The 16,398-nt window shown below is 33.0% G+C and carries 14 protein-coding genes; 11 read left to right on the top strand and 3 right to left on the bottom strand.

Features of this window, described 5'->3' with window-relative positions:
- Nucleotides 1-144: 144 nt before the first annotated feature.
- On the top strand, nucleotides 145-1,494 hold the full coding sequence (locus BLT30_RS07360; RefSeq protein ID WP_139166606.1) for a tetratricopeptide repeat protein: 1,350 nt from the start codon (nucleotides 145-147) through the stop codon (nucleotides 1,492-1,494).
- A 9-nt stretch (nucleotides 1,495-1,503) separates the two neighbouring features.
- Nucleotides 1,504-2,412, top strand: coding sequence for a lamin tail domain-containing protein (locus BLT30_RS07355; RefSeq protein WP_089872960.1), 909 nt, complete (start codon nucleotides 1,504-1,506; stop codon nucleotides 2,410-2,412).
- Nucleotides 2,413-2,445: 33 nt separating this feature from the next.
- Here the strand turns inward: BLT30_RS07355 and BLT30_RS07350 are convergent, their stop codons facing one another.
- Nucleotides 2,446-2,724 (bottom strand): hypothetical protein, encoded by a 279-nt coding sequence (locus tag BLT30_RS07350; RefSeq protein WP_089872959.1) that lies wholly within the window; start codon nucleotides 2,722-2,724, stop codon nucleotides 2,446-2,448.
- Entirely contained in the window at nucleotides 2,717-3,634 is a 918-nt protein-coding gene (locus tag BLT30_RS07345) for an IS1595 family transposase (protein ID WP_089872958.1), read from the bottom strand. Before BLT30_RS07345 ends, BLT30_RS07350 begins: the two co-directional genes overlap by 8 nt.
- 395 nt (nucleotides 3,635-4,029) lie before the next feature.
- Here BLT30_RS07345 and BLT30_RS07340 point away from each other — a divergent pair, with 395 nt between their 5' ends.
- Both BLT30_RS07340 and BLT30_RS07335 read left to right on the top strand, forming a co-directional pair.
- Nucleotides 4,030-5,109 (top strand): hypothetical protein, encoded by a 1,080-nt coding sequence (locus BLT30_RS07340; RefSeq protein WP_089872957.1) that lies wholly within the window; start codon nucleotides 4,030-4,032, stop codon nucleotides 5,107-5,109.
- A gap of 17 nt (nucleotides 5,110-5,126) precedes the next feature.
- A complete protein-coding gene (locus BLT30_RS07335; protein WP_089872956.1) occupies nucleotides 5,127-5,432 on the top strand; it encodes a hypothetical protein in 306 nt (101 codons plus the stop codon).
- Here the strand turns inward: BLT30_RS07335 and BLT30_RS07330 are convergent.
- Nucleotides 5,416-5,667 (bottom strand): hypothetical protein, encoded by a 252-nt coding sequence (locus BLT30_RS07330; protein WP_089872955.1) that lies wholly within the window; start codon nucleotides 5,665-5,667, stop codon nucleotides 5,416-5,418. The two genes, BLT30_RS07335 and BLT30_RS07330, sit on opposite strands and share 17 nt — an antisense overlap.
- Nucleotides 5,668-5,740: 73 nt before the next feature.
- On the opposite strand from BLT30_RS07330, the gene BLT30_RS07325 reads away from it, so the two are divergent.
- From BLT30_RS07325 to BLT30_RS18525, 7 genes are all read left to right on the top strand, one after another.
- Nucleotides 5,741-6,013 carry a T9SS type A sorting domain-containing protein gene (locus BLT30_RS07325; protein ID WP_089872954.1) on the top strand — a complete coding sequence of 91 codons (273 nt, stop codon included), beginning with the start codon at nucleotides 5,741-5,743 and terminating at the stop codon, nucleotides 6,011-6,013.
- Between the two features lie 5 nt (nucleotides 6,014-6,018).
- Nucleotides 6,019-12,936: an RHS repeat-associated core domain-containing protein gene (locus BLT30_RS07320; RefSeq protein ID WP_175487152.1), complete on the top strand. Its 6,918-nt coding sequence runs from the start codon at nucleotides 6,019-6,021 to the stop codon at nucleotides 12,934-12,936.
- Between the two features lie 2 nt (nucleotides 12,937-12,938).
- A complete protein-coding gene (locus tag BLT30_RS07315; protein ID WP_089872952.1) occupies nucleotides 12,939-13,472 on the top strand; it encodes a hypothetical protein in 534 nt (177 codons plus the stop codon).
- 443 nt (nucleotides 13,473-13,915) lie between these two features.
- Nucleotides 13,916-14,584, top strand: coding sequence for a hypothetical protein (locus BLT30_RS07310; protein ID WP_089872951.1), 669 nt, complete (start codon nucleotides 13,916-13,918; stop codon nucleotides 14,582-14,584).
- Between the two features lie 263 nt (nucleotides 14,585-14,847).
- On the top strand, nucleotides 14,848-15,291 hold the full coding sequence (locus tag BLT30_RS07305) for a hypothetical protein (protein WP_089872950.1): 444 nt from the start codon (nucleotides 14,848-14,850) through the stop codon (nucleotides 15,289-15,291).
- Between the two features lie 5 nt (nucleotides 15,292-15,296).
- Nucleotides 15,297-15,833, top strand: a complete 537-nt coding sequence (locus BLT30_RS07300; protein ID WP_089872949.1) for a hypothetical protein — start codon at nucleotides 15,297-15,299, stop codon at nucleotides 15,831-15,833.
- A 288-nt stretch (nucleotides 15,834-16,121) separates the two neighbouring features.
- On the top strand, nucleotides 16,122-16,349 hold the full coding sequence (locus BLT30_RS18525; RefSeq protein WP_449401664.1) for an IS1/IS1595 family N-terminal zinc-binding domain-containing protein: 228 nt from the start codon (nucleotides 16,122-16,124) through the stop codon (nucleotides 16,347-16,349).
- Nucleotides 16,350-16,398: the final 49 nt, after the last annotated feature.

Raw genomic sequence — 16,398 nt, 5'->3', positions numbered from 1 at the left:
TTTCACTATTTAGTGACAAATTAAATAATTTTATTATATTTGTATTGTAAGGGGAAGTTGAATAACTGAATTTATAACGTTTACAGTAGAGATATACAGGCCAGAATCCTTTCTTCCCCTTTTTTTTAAAAAAAACTATAATTGATGATCTCTCGAAAAAAATTCCTCCATTTAGCTGGGTTGGGGATTGTTTCCAGCTTAGTTCCCAATTTTCTATTAGCAAGATTTGTTGAGTCGTCTTCGATAGACAATGACGTTCCAACATTGCTGAAAGCTGCAAGAAGACTTCGTAAACAAGGTAGGCTCAATGCCGCAAAAAATAAGTATGAGCAGGTATTAGCATTAGATGCTTCTGAAATTCGTGCTTACAATGGCATCAGAAAGATACTTTTGTCAAAAAAGCATAAAGAATTGGAGGTCATCCAACTGTATCAACAAGCCTCGGCCAATATTCCAACAAACTTACGAATTAAAAGACGGTTGTATAGTCAATATACAAAAGCCGCTTTAGGTAATAAAAAGATAACAGGGCAATTAAATATTCCTGGCGGTAGAATTCTCACATATGTAAAAGAACGTTATGAAGAATTACTGCTGCAAAACTATCCTAATAAGAAAAATCTTGAAAAAGAACTGGCCAAAATCGATAAGTATATTGCATTAAATGTAGATATAGTTGATACAAGAAAAAATAAGGAACTAAAAAAGTATAGAAGAGAAAACCGTAATGCCCACAAGCAACGTTTCAATCATCTAACGGCACAAGAAACAGTTCAGGAATTGGCTGCACTTAAAGCAAAGGAACCTTCAAATGACAGGTTACCTCAGATCCGAGAGATGAGCAAGGTCAACATATCTGCGCTTCGTGCAGAGAAAGATTATAACGGAGCACTTGATGCGGCCAGCATTTATTTAGAAACTATTGATAAAAGTGACCCATATTTCATAAAACAGTTTAGAGAATTATCAAAGCAACTTAATAATATTGATGACCTGGTTCGTTTTGAGAACTACAATCATACACAAAAAAAGACATTCTGGTCGGCGCTCGCCCTATTTGATGTATATTTTAAACAATCTGAAGTACTGAATTCTCCAGGATCATCGGTCATGGACTCTCTTATCCAGGAGATAAGTTCAAGATCTGAAAATCCACAACAGAATTTTGAGACTATTACAAGACAAGTGAAATATCTTATTTTAAAGGGTGACTTTACAGGTGCCAAAACAAAACTCTTCGCACTCTGCCTGCAAAAAGCCGGTACTTCCGATGCTCACTCCATTGACAGGGTCAACCTTATCATTGCCAAATTCTATTCAAGACAAGGTTCTTCGAATGATATAAGCCGCATCCTTGAAATTGTGAATAACCCGACAAGGTTCATAGAGAACGAGGACGAACTCACTAGGCATACAGCATTATTAAACCTGAACAGGTCGAACAACAAACCCATCCATCTACAGCAACTCCAACAGAATATTAATAATTTATAAACCTATATTATGGTAAAAAATTATTTTTTGAATTTGTTTCTATTATTTTCTATCTCTCTCTCATCACAGATCAAAATAACAGAAATCTATCATGATACACCCTACAACGAGAGAATGACCCTCTTTAATGGCTCTACACAGCAGGAAGAAAATGCGAGAAGGCATCATTGGGGGGAGTTTATAGAAATCTATAATTACAGTGATAAAGATATCAGACTTGAAAATTGGTATATAAGAGATCTTTTTGGTGTTTTTTGGTTGCCACAGGATAAAATTATAAAATCAGGAGAGTTTATGGTAGTTGTCTATAGTGCACCGACTGTAAACACTACCCCATTCACGGAACTATTTTCAACCACCCAGGGCAAAGACGGTCAAATTATTAAGCAGAATTCTATTCTTATGGATAATTATAAAGAATCTATTTACTTAGGTTACGCATTGGGCGGACAAGTGCCACTAGATAAGGGAAGCTATGGATGGGTACTTCCAAAAAGCTCCAATCGCGTAAAAGCTGCCTACAGCCAGCCAGGTGTCTGTTATACTGTCAAATCATATCAGCTAACAAGTAATGGTTACTATTCTCTTGCTTATCCCAATCCTTTGGACGCAGTCTATAAACCTCCTCTTGAGCATTTTGAAGATATTGTTCTTAATGACTATATCAAATATTATTCTTATTTGGACTGGAGTGATAATGTATTGAATCTTATTAATAATATATGTTCTATATCAATAGAGAAAATTCAACAGATTCCTAACGGAACATATAATAGTGGCGGTAAATGTTTTAATTATGACATGCCAGGAAGTAATACGGATGCTTATGATTGTGCGGCCTCGAATGGTAGCAATAATCAAGGGACAGGATATACATATGATGAATTAATGAAGGTAACTATACCCAAATTACACTAAATGTGTTTTATTAAACAAAAAAGAGAACTGTTTTTAGTTCTCTTTGTCTTTTTTAAAATTTCGAGCTTTTAAAAGTGCTTGATTAAATTCAGATAGTTCTTCTGTATTTTTCTTACGACCTTTTTCTATATCCGATATTCTAGCAACTTCTATGTACTTTTCATTTATAGGTAAAGTAATACCTTTTACATCAGAAAGATCTTCTTTTATTTCCATAGCAATATCTTCTATAGAAAAGTAGAATTCATTCTCAAAATTTACTTTTCTAATGCCTTTATTTTGGATTAATTTTTCTTCTACTAAATTATACATGAATCAGATCTTTGTATTTTGTTCTAATATTAGAATTCAAAAGTAAGTAATTAAATCTAATTCCTGATTTCATTTCTCGTGTATTAAAACGAAAAACAAATTCATCAACGTACATCTGTAGATATTTTTTCGATACCGAATTATACATATCTCTCAGACTATTCTTCATAATTTTCCATGCACCTTCAATATTGTTAGTATGGATAGTATGATCATATACTTTCTCTTTATAATTTTTGACAACATGATGATTATATTCAGGCATATTTCTATATCCTTTCCAATCATCTGTGATAAATAATGTCTGAGGTTTTACATATTTTCTTATGACTGGTTGTAAAGATTCTTTTGATGTGTCTTTTGTTACAACTGCTGTTATACGACCAGAAGACCTTTCTAACAATCCTAGCACAGGTGTTTTGTCAACACAAGCTCGACCTTGAGAGTGTGGAATCTTGTTTTTCTTATGGCGATTTTTATTAAGTCCCCCATAAAAACTTTCATCAGCCTCAACTACACCTTCTAATTCATTATAGTTCTCAATACCAAAACACATACGAATTCGATTCAACATATACCAGGCGGTTTTTTGGCTAATATTTAGATCTCTACCTAATTGAGCAGAACTAACGCCTTTTTTGTGATTTATAACTAAGTAAATCGCACAGAACCATTGTTGCAAACTCACCTTAGTACCTGCGAACATTGTCCCAGTTTTGACATCAAAGTATTTGCCACTATCCTTGCATTTATATTTACCCCCTGCGCACTTGTAAACCTTAGAACCTTCGACAAAAGGACTGACAGGTGTACCATTCCAGTATAGTTCTTCTAAATGTTCGATACATTTTTCTTCACTTGAAAAAACTTGTAATAACTCTACTAAACTATTAAAATCCGAATTGAACATTTGCTTCTTTTTCACAAATGTAGTCAAAAATTACACCATTGCAATTTTTTAGTGTAAAAAACTTCTAAAATTATTTTTATGGTATAACTAAGATTATTTTTATATTTGTAATGTATGGGAAAGCCAAGCACTTGTACGTTCAAAAAATCATTTCGCTTGGCTAGTACCATACATTTTTATCGAAATTAATAAAGCGTTAGCTTTTATTCTGTTAACAGGAATCTGGTAAATTCAAAACACTACAGAATAAACAGTGAAACCTTCGCTTATGGCGTGGGCTATACTTGTTTGTGGTGTTAGGCTTACCAGAGCCTCTGTTAGCAAATTAAGTTTAGTTCCACGCTTTTTGCATTATTAATATTCACTTTGGAACTAGGTGAAATAAAATTCATCTTATGAAAAAAGTTTTTGTTTTCTCATTTTTATTGTTAGGTAGTCTTTATTTTTCTCAATCCGTGGTAGAAAAGTACAATACAATTTACAATCGGTATGAATATTTTGATTCACAAGGTAATATGATTGGTTATAAAGGCTATAATAATTTGACTCGCCAATGGGAATACTATGATACCAAGGCAACACAAAAACAGCCATATCAATATAGAGAACCTGCAAAAGTTGACTTAAATTCTACATTTAATGCTGCATCTACATTGCAGAATCGCTATGATAATAATACTCAGTTGGTACAGAATACTATTAATATCATAGATTCTAAAATAAATAACTTAGATATTTCAGAGAATGATAAAAATATTATTCATAATTCTTTCTCGAAAGCTATATCAAAAAATTTGAATGGTCAAAACTTTAATTATAGCTCATCTAGTGAAACAAATCGTATAATTAACTGGTTGTATGATACAATTAATACGATAACTGAAAATACTATTAATAGTTCAAAAAGAACTTCTAATTCTAATGAATCCACAAGTGATAAATACTTGGGTCTATATTCTAACAAAGTACTAGAATTAGATAAAAAGCTCAAATCTTATAGAGAAGATTTTCAAAATAATTCTTCGTTCAATAGTTTAGAAAAAGATTATCAATTGTCAAGAGATACATTTTCTCGTTTGGCTCGTAATCTTGAACTAAATTCAAATAATTCAGAAGAGATTTACCAAAAATTGAATGATATCATTAGACAAATGTCTTATCTATCTGTTGAAAAACCATCTAAAAATTTAACTGTAAAAAGAATAAATCAGTATAATAAAGATGGTCACATACTAAAAGAGTCAAATGTTGATTCTTACGTTTATATAAAAGATACTGAAATTATATACAAAACTTCCAATGGTGAAAAATTGTATAGAGACCTTTCAAACAAAAAATATAATTCTTCAAGTTTAGGATATGAATATACCTCAAAATGGGGAGGTACTTTTATTCCAGATAATTTATCTTTCATAAAATTTTATAGTAATAATGATTTTACAGGAGACTATTATATTTACTATATTTCACAATAACTTTTAAAACTTATATTATGACTAATGAAAACATTTTAAAACATTTAGGCAAACTAAAACAAATAGCTTATAGCAAGAAGTTAATAAACTTTGAAGGAGCAACTTCAAATGACTATAGTTATAAGTGGTTACTAAATAATGATTCTTCTTATGTTTGCGATTATACAATACCTGTTGAATCTTTAGATAATGCAATTGAAATAGTTCGCCTTTTTTCTCAAGAACCAAAGGATTTGATTAGGTTAGGCTTACAATCTCAAACGTTCAATAATGAAAGTCAAATTTATCTTCATTTTACAAAAGATATTAAACTACCACAATAAAAGACCTATTCCCATTTATAATTTTGTTTTTGACTGTTTTTTCAAATTCTGAATCAGATTCGGTAATCGATAAATTTAAATCACTTATTTTATTAACTATAATGTGTACTTTTTTTCTTATTAAACAATGATGATCTGTATTAATTCCAATCTTTTCCAAGATTTGTTTTATTTCATTTGTTCCAAGTGATTTATATTCTTTATCATCTTTGAAAAATGTTATAAATTCTTTCATAAATAAATAAGACCAACATTTCAGTTGGTCTTTTGCTTTTTTAAGTTAGTGTAATTTGGGTATTGTTGCCTTAATGAATATTAAAAACAGCATCAAAGTATATCCTAATCCGGTAAGTGCAGGAAATCAATATACTGTTAATATAACTTGGGATGGTCCGGCGCTTAACCAGATCTATAATTTGCAGGTTTATAATGGTAACGGTGGATATGTATTTGGGTACCAGCCGACAAACGGAATCAATTACACAACTTTTTCATTGCAAAATCAACTCCCTGGAATTTTCATTGTTAATTTCACGCTTAACACTGGACAGGTTATATCTAAAAACATCTTAAAATGGTAACCTCTATGAGATCTTCATTGTCTATAATATTTTTCTTTGTCAGTGTAATACTATTTTCACAAACCCTAACCGAGATTCCTTTGGAATACGACACCTCTGGGTATGCGGAAAATAATCAGACAGGAGGGCAAAATATAATATCGGCAACAAATCTAACAGATCCGCTTGCTCCTACAGTTAATGCGGAAATGAACGTCAATGAGTCTGGAGCATTGACCTATATGTTGCCCATAGAACTTTTAAAAGGGGTCAACAGTTTCCAACCAAATATTGCATTGTCATATAACAGCCAGAGCGGAAATGGACAAGCTGGTTGGGGTTGGAATATCGTTGGTCTTTCAACGATTAATCGTGGAGGCAAGAGTAAAGAAGTCGATGGTGTTACAAGGGGCCCTCAATTTAATGATAGTGATCCTTTTTATTTGGATGGACAAAGATTATTAAAGATCACAGATAACGAATATGTTACCGAGATTTTTTCAAAGATAAAAATTACAAAGCAAACTGCTGGTGAGTATCAGTTCATTGTAAAATATACCGACGGACGAATTGCTAAGTATAAAGAATTGGTAACAGGACAATATTATATCTCTACGATTGTGGATGCATTGGACAATCAGATTCATTATACATATGAAGTTGCCAACAATGTCCCTGTATTGACAAAAATTTCTTATGGGGGGGCAAATGTGGCCACCGATAAATTTTATGTTAATTTTTTATATAAAGCTCGTCGATATAATATTAAGATATTCAGAAATGAAATAGAATTTATCAACTCACGAATACTATATGAGATCAATACTGGCTCGATCTACAATGCTCTATATCGAAAATATTCGCTTGTTCATGATTATATCAGTGAAAACAGTATAGAAAGAGTGGTCGAAGTAGATGTGGAAAATGATGAAGGGGCTATGCTTAAACCCTTGATTTTTAAGTATAATGTAACGAATGCTGCGAAAATAACTTTGGGACAAGGAAGTAACGGCTTTCCTCTTGGCATCGGGTATTATAATAATCCAAGACCACAGGATGTTGTCGGTTTAGGAAGCGCAACTGTCGGTAATTTTACAGGCAAAAATTTGGAAGCGGTCTATCAGGTTAAATTACGTAATGGCAGCTATGGTGTACAAAGTAGCCGTTCCCAAAGATTCCCTAATCTTTCTACCAGTTCAAGCTCAACTTTTTATTCAGGTAAAACTCTGGGGAAAATTGGGCAAATTAAGGATAATGATCAGCTGATCACAGTTAAAGTAAATTACTTGGATAATGCTAATACAGACAATGAATATGATTCTGTAAACGATAATCTACGGGACGAGGTCAATTTTATTACGCAGGACCTTAAAACGGGCGAGCAGATCACTGTAAAATATATTTTAAAGGGAGGTCTTATATCGAGAGAAAATTTTCATGCTAATGATGATCCCTATTCCGATCCTGACGGTGGAACCCCACATAACCCATCGTACATTTACAGAAGGGATACAAGCGAGAGAACCTTGGTCTCAGGAGATTTTAATAATGATGGATTGATTGATTTTCTAGTTTACGAGACTGCTAATTTTAATCGTCCAGCCAAATTATATTTTCTTGAAGTAGGAAAAAAGACCCCGGTAGCTGATATTAATCAAATTCCGGTCTCATTAGGTAATCTTTCTATAGAAAATAAGGATGTTTATCCTATAGAAATGGATGGTGACGGGATTTCTGAATTAATGGTGGTATCGAAATATTCTTGGAAATATGATGTTTATAAGATCGATTTTCAACAGAACACACTGACAGCACTATTGACTGATCAAACCCTAAGTCATTTCGGAAATGATACCCCTATCTATTTCGGAGACTTTAATGGAGACGGTTTGACCGATTTTCTTACACCTCAAAGGGTTTACGAGATTCCGAAGGATGAGGATAGCAGCGGAACTAAAATAGGTGCGGTTTTCTACAATATAGAACATGACAATCTTTTATGGTGGAAATATACGAGTAACGGGAAACAATTTTTGAAAGCAGAGGAAAACTACACCGAACAGAAAATCTTCTATCTTAAGCCATCGCAAAATAATGTTATCAAAAGATCTACATTTTGGCAAAAATTCTGGGATGGGCAGCCGGACGAATATGCTTATACCCGATACGCTACCCAAAACATCATAATAACGGATTTTGATGGTGACGGAAGATCAGATATTATGACACTTAATAAAGTTGGAAGAGCCAAATATGATGCAGATGGTAGGCTCGCAGAAGTTAAGGTCGAGAATCTGGGAAATACATTTTTTTTCAGACCCAACTTTAAATGCGTAAATCCCAACTATCCATATAATACGGTTAATTATGTGCTAGCACCAAATCAATGTGCCGCTCCATTAGTAGCAATGGGTTTAACTGTGACCGAAATACTAACAAATACACAAGGTTTCAGTTCCTCCATCAGTAATCAGGTAAATTTATATCTTAATAAAAATTTACAAGGTGGCACATTTACAAAGAAAAAATCAGAATCAGTTACCAATTTGGTAATTTCCCCATTATCTCTAGTATTATCAAATACAGATTTTAATAGATTGAATGTTTATAAATCAGGATTTTATATTCATGATCCGGTAGCAAGGTTTGATACTCGCATTACTGTCAATAATGAAAGTTTTCTTGAAACACAGATACAAGAGGTGGACAATTCGTCTTCTGTCGTTCAGAAGGTAGAATACCGTAATATGGCTCAAGCGATTGATCCTGATCTACTTTCCTGGGGAATAGAAAGAGACTATTATGAGGAATTAACTTATATCTTCAATCCACAACAGGAGCTAAAATATCCATATTACACACACAACTCCAATGGCAGTTATTATATGGTCAATAAAGTCCATACTTTATTTGATAATAAAATACTCACTAAGGAATATAGGTTTGAAAACGGAATCCAAAATCTTGAGGGAAAAGGATTTCTAGGTTTTCAGAAAACCTATATCAGTGATCCTTACGAGTCTACATTCTCCAACGGAAAATATAGGGTAAAAGATCCGGTAAAAGCTATTTTCTGGAATATCCAGACCAAAGATCCATTGATGGACAATTCTGTAATAAAATCCACCTATGGAGGAATTAAAAAATTCTTTACGGAAAATTATAGTGTTAACCAGAAATTTAAAATAGGAAATCAATATATCATCCTTTCTACACAAGAATCTTCTGTTGATAATCTTAAAAAGATATTTATCAATAAACGCTACGACTTTGATCCAAATGATGATTTTAAACTCAAATTTGCCTATACCGATTACAACAGCATAGGTTCAACAAAAGCATCCTATACTTATAAACCGGAGTTTACTAGTGGAGACCACTATTTCTATGGTAAAATAGAAACTTCTGAAAATATAACTTACAGAGATGGCTTATCTTTTACAACCAGGGAGACAAATAACTATTTTAATAATGGACTGATTTCTGAAGTTTACAAATATTCTAATGATCCTAATGCGCCGCCAATAATAACATCGTACGAATATTATAATAATGGCAATCTGAAAAAAGAAACGTTGTCCGTCTCCGGTCTTTCATCACAATCCACGTCTTATGAATATGATGATACCCAGCGCTACATAAATAAAACAACAACTCCGGACGGATTATCATCTGTTGCTGTTATAAATGCATTAGGGAGGATGTCCGAAGAAACTTCATCCTTAGGCCTGAAAACCTACTACACCCACGATAGCTGGGGCAATGTTGCCGTGATCACAGATTACTTAGGTAAAAAAACCACTATATCCAAGACCGGATCCGGTATTGCTGGTGGTGTCTATGACCTTTCCAAAAAACGCGAAGGAGGTACGGAAAGCATTATTACATTTGACAAGTTTGACCGTGAAATCCAATCCAAGACACAATCTACCAATGGTAAATGGATCGTCGCAAAGACAGAGTATGACCTTTTTGGAAGGAAAATACGATTTACGGAACCCTATTTTGAAGGAGAAACTCAGCAATGGAACGAAATTAAATACGACGAGCTCAACAGACCTACAGAAAATAAGCTTTACACAGGAAAAGTTATAAAAACCTGCTACGAAGGGATGATGGTAACCGTAGATGACGGCTACAAAAAAACATCCAAAACAATGGATGCAATGGGAAATGTCATCCGTCAGCAAGATCATGGTGGTATAATAGGGTTCTCTTACTTTCCTAATGGCGCTCTTAGGGAGACGGACTACGACGGCATCAAAACAACTTTTGAAATAGATGGCTGGGGAAACAAAACAAAGATCACAGATCCGTCAGCAGGAATCTTCGAATATAGATATGACAATCTCAGCAGAATAATACGAGAAGAAAACCCGAAGGGCTACACATTATACACTTATGACAGCCTGGGTAGACCTGAAACAGAAAAATCTTATGGAAAGACTGCTGCCGAAAATACGGCAATAGAGAAAACATATACCTATAACGCAAACACAAAATTACCAGAAAAGATTACCGGAACCAGTAATGGCAAGACATTTACCTATACTACTGTATATGACCAGTACTTCCGGATAATGGGAAAAGTGGAACAGACTCCGGAGTTCACATATACCACCAGTAGCAGTATTGATGCGTTTGGCAGGACAGATATTATAAGTAGTACTATAAAACTAAATAGCCTAAATTATACTACACCTATTACTTTAATCAAAAACATTTACGATTCCAATGGCATTCTTGTGCAGCAAAATGATCCGGTAACGGCTAAAATGGTTTGGCATATCTCAGATATTAATGCCAGGGGCCAGATCAAACAGATGGAGTATGGTAATGGTCACACTATTACCAACAGCTACAGAGGTAGTGACAACTCCCTTACTGACATACGTCATGTCAATAATACCACAGGAATTTCTGTTGTAGACATAGGCTATGACTATAATATGGATAAGGGTATACTTAATTCGCGAAACAATCGAACATTTAATAAAAGTGAGGAATATAATTATGATAAGCTCAACCGACTTCTGACCGAAACCTTAAATGGAACGTTGGTCAACGAGTATACATATGACCCGCGAGGAAGAATGACCTCCAACTCAGAACTTGGCAAATATAACTACAATACAGGTGATTACAAACTGCAAAACATCGCCTTCAATACGAATGGTCACAGCGTAAATACACAGAGAGGATTTGCTTCCACAACATACAATGCCTTCAAAAGCCCTTTGAACATCACACTTGCAGGGAAGGAAAATCTGAATTTTGAATACAATATTCTGAAAAGCCGTTATTCTATGGCTTCCACGGTTACAGGAGTTCAGAAGTTTTATTCCTCAGATTTTGCAGTAGAGATCATCAAAAATGGTAACAGGACAGAAATTATAAATTACCTTACAGGAGATCCCTACTCTGCCAACTATATCAAAAAAACAGTATTGAATGGTTCTTCTGTTGTTCCAAATGAGACGGCCTGTTACTTCCTGCACCGTGATAATATAGGTAGCATTGTGGCTATCACCAAAGCTGCAGACGGAGCTGTGGTCGAACAAAGATATTTTGATGCATGGGGCAATATAAAAGCTTTGCTAAACTCTTCAGGATCATTGATTACCGACAGCCAACAACTATCAACTTATAACTATTTCATAGATAGGGGGTATACAGGGCATGAACACCTTTGGAAAGCCGGGCTCATCAATATGAATGCCCGTCTTTACGATCCTATATTAAGAAAGTTCCTAAGCGCAGATAAACTTGTCTCAGATCCATTTAATACACAGGCATATGACAGATATTCCTACGTGTTGAATAATCCTTTGCTAAATGTAGATCTGGATGGTAACGAGGCAATATCCTTAGGTGTAGCGGTAATTATTGCCGTAGGAGTTGCTATCTTTGGGAAAGCTATTGCTAATATGATACAGGGCATCCCGTTTTGGTACGGGATGGGGAAAGCCGCCACAATGGGAGCTATTGCCGGTGCTGTTAGTTTTGGAATAGGTAGTGTTGCTACATCAGCATTTGGCCAACTGCTTACCGTTGGCAAGGCAGCTTTTGAAGCCGGGATGCATGCTATCAGCAGCGGTCTGATGAGCGCAGCAGACGGAGGTAAGTTCGGCAGCGGATTTTGGAGTGGACTTATTTCCTCCGCAATGGCAAGCAGTGTACAAAGTTTGGGTATCAATTTTGGGGCAAGTACACGTAATAATGTTGTGTATAATAGCTTTGGTAAAGATATGATGAAAGCAACGATGATTGCAGTTGGTGGTTTTAGTGGTGGTATTAGCTCTGCAATTGCAGGCGGTAGTTTTTGGAAAGGATTTCAACAAGGACTAATAACTAGTGGATTGAATCACGTGGCACATTTAGGGGTTGCTGCAATAGAGAAAGATAAGATGCAGAAATTTTTAGAAAAGAATGGAATAGATCCAAATGCGCCAGCAACTGAAGAAACTTTGATAAAGTTAAAAGAGATTTTTAAAAGTCAATATTGGGATGAAAGCGTAAAATGGACAGAATTTGCAAATGATCAGACTATGGCAGAATGGTCTCGTGATTATTTAAAAGTGGGTTATAATGAAAAAGGTAATTTGTCAACAATAAATAAAGATGGTGTTTTCCTAGATGACGCTGATGGAATTACAAGTCCTACATCGGGCAAGGTATTATTAAGCTGTGGTTTGTTAAGATATACAAATTGGAAATTGGCTCTTACTTTCGTTCATGAGCAGGTGCATTCTATGGATTTTGTATCAGGTCTTACATCTTTTTTTAACCGCTTTGGGGAGATTGGTAGTGATGCTATTGAAGCAAGAGCATATATGGAAGTTGCGAAATGGAATGGAGGATTTGTCAATGCTATTGGTACAAATCATATTACTAATTCTATAGGTTTTCTTTCCGTATTTTCGTCTATGTTTAGATTATACTAATTATGAAAAATAAGTTTTTAATTTTTTTGTTGACGCCAATATTTTATTATTCTCAAATCCAAATCAATGATAATAAAGAAGTGAAGATTCTACTTCCGTTTTCTGAAGTAAAACGGTCGATGGGACCGCGTTATCTTTTTAAAATAATAAATGACACAAATGACAATTATATTATTGATACAGAGGGCTTTTATAGTAGCATAGGAGTATATGATGAAAATAATAATTATGTTGAACCATACTTGCCTTATCCTACTGGTGGTAAAACAGCCGAAAGAAAAGATAACGAATGTTATAAAGATTATGAGGTTGTTCTTAAAAACTCAACTAGTGTGGTATTATTAAATCTTTTTAGATACATAGGAGAACATGATTTAAAAAGTAATCAAAAATACTATATAAAATTAAATAGTGTAGAATTCGGCAAAAAATTTTCTTCAGATACAGGATGTAAAGAATATATTAAAGAGATGGAAGCACAAGGCTATAAGGTATTAGAAGGAAACATAAATGCTAAAATTCCTTTAATTCCTTAATATTATAGTCTCCATTGGTTTCTCTCCTAACTTATTTTTAGGAACTATTATTTGGAAATTGGTAGAATTCCAAAGATTGTTAATAGAAATAAGTGCTGAATTTTAATACTATTAAAAAAAACAAAAATTTTGAAATTGATTTTGATATCGTATTGCAGATAAGCAGAGGAAGAGACATACACGATAGATATCTGAAATACTGACAACCCCAGTTTTTTTGGTATAATTATAAGTGGAAATTGATTACAAGTCTATAATTGGAATAAGCCTACCACTTTTTTAATGCTAATTATTGAACAAGGCTATAGTGATGCTGTGGCTAGTAGAAAAGCTGTAAATGTATCAGAATACCTTGCCCACTCTTCAACAAATGATGCAACTGGTTGTATCAAATATGACGGATATTATGACTTTTTGAAAGACTACAAACTATTCTTTAATAAATGAAAAAAATAACAGTTATTACCATCTTGCTAATTAGCATAACAGTTAATTCTCAAATTAATGCCAGATATGTTGAAATCAGAAACTCTTGGGATTCTTGTTTTGTAGAAATTGAAAACAAAACAAATAAAAGCTTGATCTTTTTTTTGAATTTAAGAAGTTCCGAATACAAAATTAGTTCTAGCAAGCTGCAAGTTGTGGATGATTTCTATTCTCCTTATTCTCAAATTACAACCAGTAATTATAATGACTGTATGAAAATTCCAGAGAGCAAGATTAAATATGTTCAGAACAAATATAATTTGAGCTATAATGACGCAATTAACTTCTTATTTAAAATAAACTCCATAGTAGTTATACCAAAAAATAGAAAAAAAATTATTGGTTTTAAAATGTTTAATTACCTAGAATATGAAAAGAACCATTTTCCAACAGATGAATATTTTCTTTCGACGAAACTCAGATTTAAAAATTCAACCTTTAAATTTCCTAAACAGTATGTAGATTCATTAAGCAAAAAATACCAAATAGTTGATGAAATATATTTGCCACTAAAAAAAATTGATATTAATAGTTTTTACTCCAAAGTAAATATTGATTCTATTTTATTAAATTCTACTGCATCCACCGATGAAAATTGCAATATTATTTTTAAAAAGCGTCATTAAGTTTTGTAAAGAATACAACCTTGCATACTTGGAGAACATGATTCAAGAAATGTTACCAAAAGTTCAATGAAACTATTAGAATTGTTAACCTTTTTCAGCTTCTCACTATATTTCAATATGAATAATAACAAATTTTATTTAGAGAAAGGTTGAAATAGCAACTTTTTTCAATTTTATACTGTTCGTTTTAATTTCCTTACATCTAATTTCTACATTTCTTAATTGAAATCCTGTCATAAAATTATAATAATAACGCTTTAGAAATGTTGAAAAAGGTTTTTGAAAATATGTGGAATTTAGGATCTGGTTGGGCAAAATTTGCGGATGAGCCTGGCGCAATTAGCGAATGGGAAAGTAATGATAGCCAGAAAATAACTTTCAGTAAATTTAACAACTTAATTGCTGGAAGTGGGAAACCTGCTTATGGTATAACTAATGGTAAAGGCCAGATGCTGTATGCTACATCATTATATACTAAATCTGTATCGACATTTGCGGATGTTTTCTTGCACGAATTAGTACATTCAATTGATTATCTAGGAGGATTTTATCATGCCTTTTGGAAATTACCTAATATTGATTCGCTGCTAGAATATAGAGCCTACAAATTTGTATATGATCTAACAGGAAAATTACATGAAGATCAGAATAATTTTCAGACTCAAATGGGATATGTTCCAAAGTTTTTATTAAACTATTCATTTTAAGTACTATGAAGCAAATTCTTATATTACTGTTATTCAACATAATATTTGTTGATTCGCAGATTAAACTAAACAAAAAAAGTGAAGTAGAAATTTTATTTTTATCAGATAAAATTTATTTGAATAAGATGCTAAAAGGCGAAAATCTGGAGGTTAAAATAATCAACAATACTAATTGTACTTATATAATCGATCCGTATAGTTTTCGTGAAGACAACAATGTGGTAGATAGCAAAAATAATTTTATTTTGCCTATAAAATATTTTACAAAAGGATACTACGAAAGATTTGACGATCAACAATGTGAAGAGGATTTAATAATTTTGAAACCAAAAGAAGAAAAATTAGCCAAATTAAGTATTTTTACTATTAGGGGAAATTATGATATTAATAATGGAGATAAATATTATCTTAAATTACAATCTTTCGAAAATAGATATACAGTTATACAATATGGTTGTGAAAACTATATTAATACATTAGAGAAAAAAGGTTATAAGATGTTTGAAGATATTATTGAAGCAGACATACCATTCTATCCTTAATGTTAACGATAATTTATCGCACACAATTGGACAAAACATTAGATATGTGTTCCAAACAATTTGGTAAATATAAACAATGTTGAAATTCAATGGTAATGGTACAGATGTGGAGTTTTTAATTAACTTCATTAATTATCAATACCATATAAAGATATAATAAAAAAACGATGTACTATAGTTCATCGTTTTTTATTTTTGCCGACTAAAAAGCAAAATAGCGACTCCGGAATGCATAAGTCCAAAAGCTGATGGTTCAGATGTGGAGTTACTAATTTACTTTAAATCATTATGAATAAACGGCGAAATCGATGTATTCACTGTAATTACAGCTACTGTATCAAGGCAGGAATAACATCACAAAATAAGCAGCGCTATCAGTGCAAAAAATGCAAAAAGAAGTTCATTGGGAAATATTCTTATTGTGCATATCAGAAAAGTACTAATCATAATATTCAACAACTGATAAAAGAATGTACGTCTTCAAACCAACTTAGACATTTTAGTTTAAATCCTTAAGGAGGATTTTCGGTTTATAAACTTACTAATTTTTGTTGGTTATACATTT

The sequence above is a fragment of the Epilithonimonas hungarica genome, assembly GCF_900102265.1.
GTDB lineage: Bacteria > Bacteroidota > Bacteroidia > Flavobacteriales > Weeksellaceae > Epilithonimonas > Epilithonimonas hungarica.
Note: the sequence above shows the minus strand (reverse complement) of the source record. Positions and strands in the feature narration are given on the sequence as shown.

Bases quoted from the DNA above. Each gene is read 5' to 3' on its own strand.
- BLT30_RS07315 (WP_089872952.1), top strand. From the start codon at position 12,939: ATGAAAAATAAGTTTTTAATTTTTTTGTTGACGCCAATATTTTATTAT.
- BLT30_RS07360 (WP_139166606.1), top strand. From the start codon at position 145: ATGATCTCTCGAAAAAAATTCCTCCATTTAGCTGGGTTGGGGATTGTT.
- BLT30_RS07355 (WP_089872960.1), top strand. From the start codon at position 1,504: ATGGTAAAAAATTATTTTTTGAATTTGTTTCTATTATTTTCTATCTCT.
- BLT30_RS07305 (WP_089872950.1), top strand. From the start codon at position 14,848: ATGTTGAAAAAGGTTTTTGAAAATATGTGGAATTTAGGATCTGGTTGG.
- BLT30_RS07310 (WP_089872951.1), top strand. From the start codon at position 13,916: ATGAAAAAAATAACAGTTATTACCATCTTGCTAATTAGCATAACAGTT.
- BLT30_RS07325 (WP_089872954.1), top strand. From the start codon at position 5,741: ATGAATATTAAAAACAGCATCAAAGTATATCCTAATCCGGTAAGTGCA.
- BLT30_RS07345 (WP_089872958.1), bottom strand. From the start codon at position 3,634: ATGTTCAATTCGGATTTTAATAGTTTAGTAGAGTTATTACAAGTTTTT.
- BLT30_RS07335 (WP_089872956.1), top strand. From the start codon at position 5,127: ATGACTAATGAAAACATTTTAAAACATTTAGGCAAACTAAAACAAATA.
- BLT30_RS07300 (WP_089872949.1), top strand. From the start codon at position 15,297: ATGAAGCAAATTCTTATATTACTGTTATTCAACATAATATTTGTTGAT.
- BLT30_RS07330 (WP_089872955.1), bottom strand. From the start codon at position 5,667: ATGAAAGAATTTATAACATTTTTCAAAGATGATAAAGAATATAAATCA.
- BLT30_RS18525 (WP_449401664.1), top strand. From the start codon at position 16,122: ATGAATAAACGGCGAAATCGATGTATTCACTGTAATTACAGCTACTGT.
- BLT30_RS07340 (WP_089872957.1), top strand. From the start codon at position 4,030: ATGAAAAAAGTTTTTGTTTTCTCATTTTTATTGTTAGGTAGTCTTTAT.
- BLT30_RS07350 (WP_089872959.1), bottom strand. From the start codon at position 2,724: ATGTATAATTTAGTAGAAGAAAAATTAATCCAAAATAAAGGCATTAGA.
- BLT30_RS07320 (WP_175487152.1), top strand. From the start codon at position 6,019: ATGAGATCTTCATTGTCTATAATATTTTTCTTTGTCAGTGTAATACTA.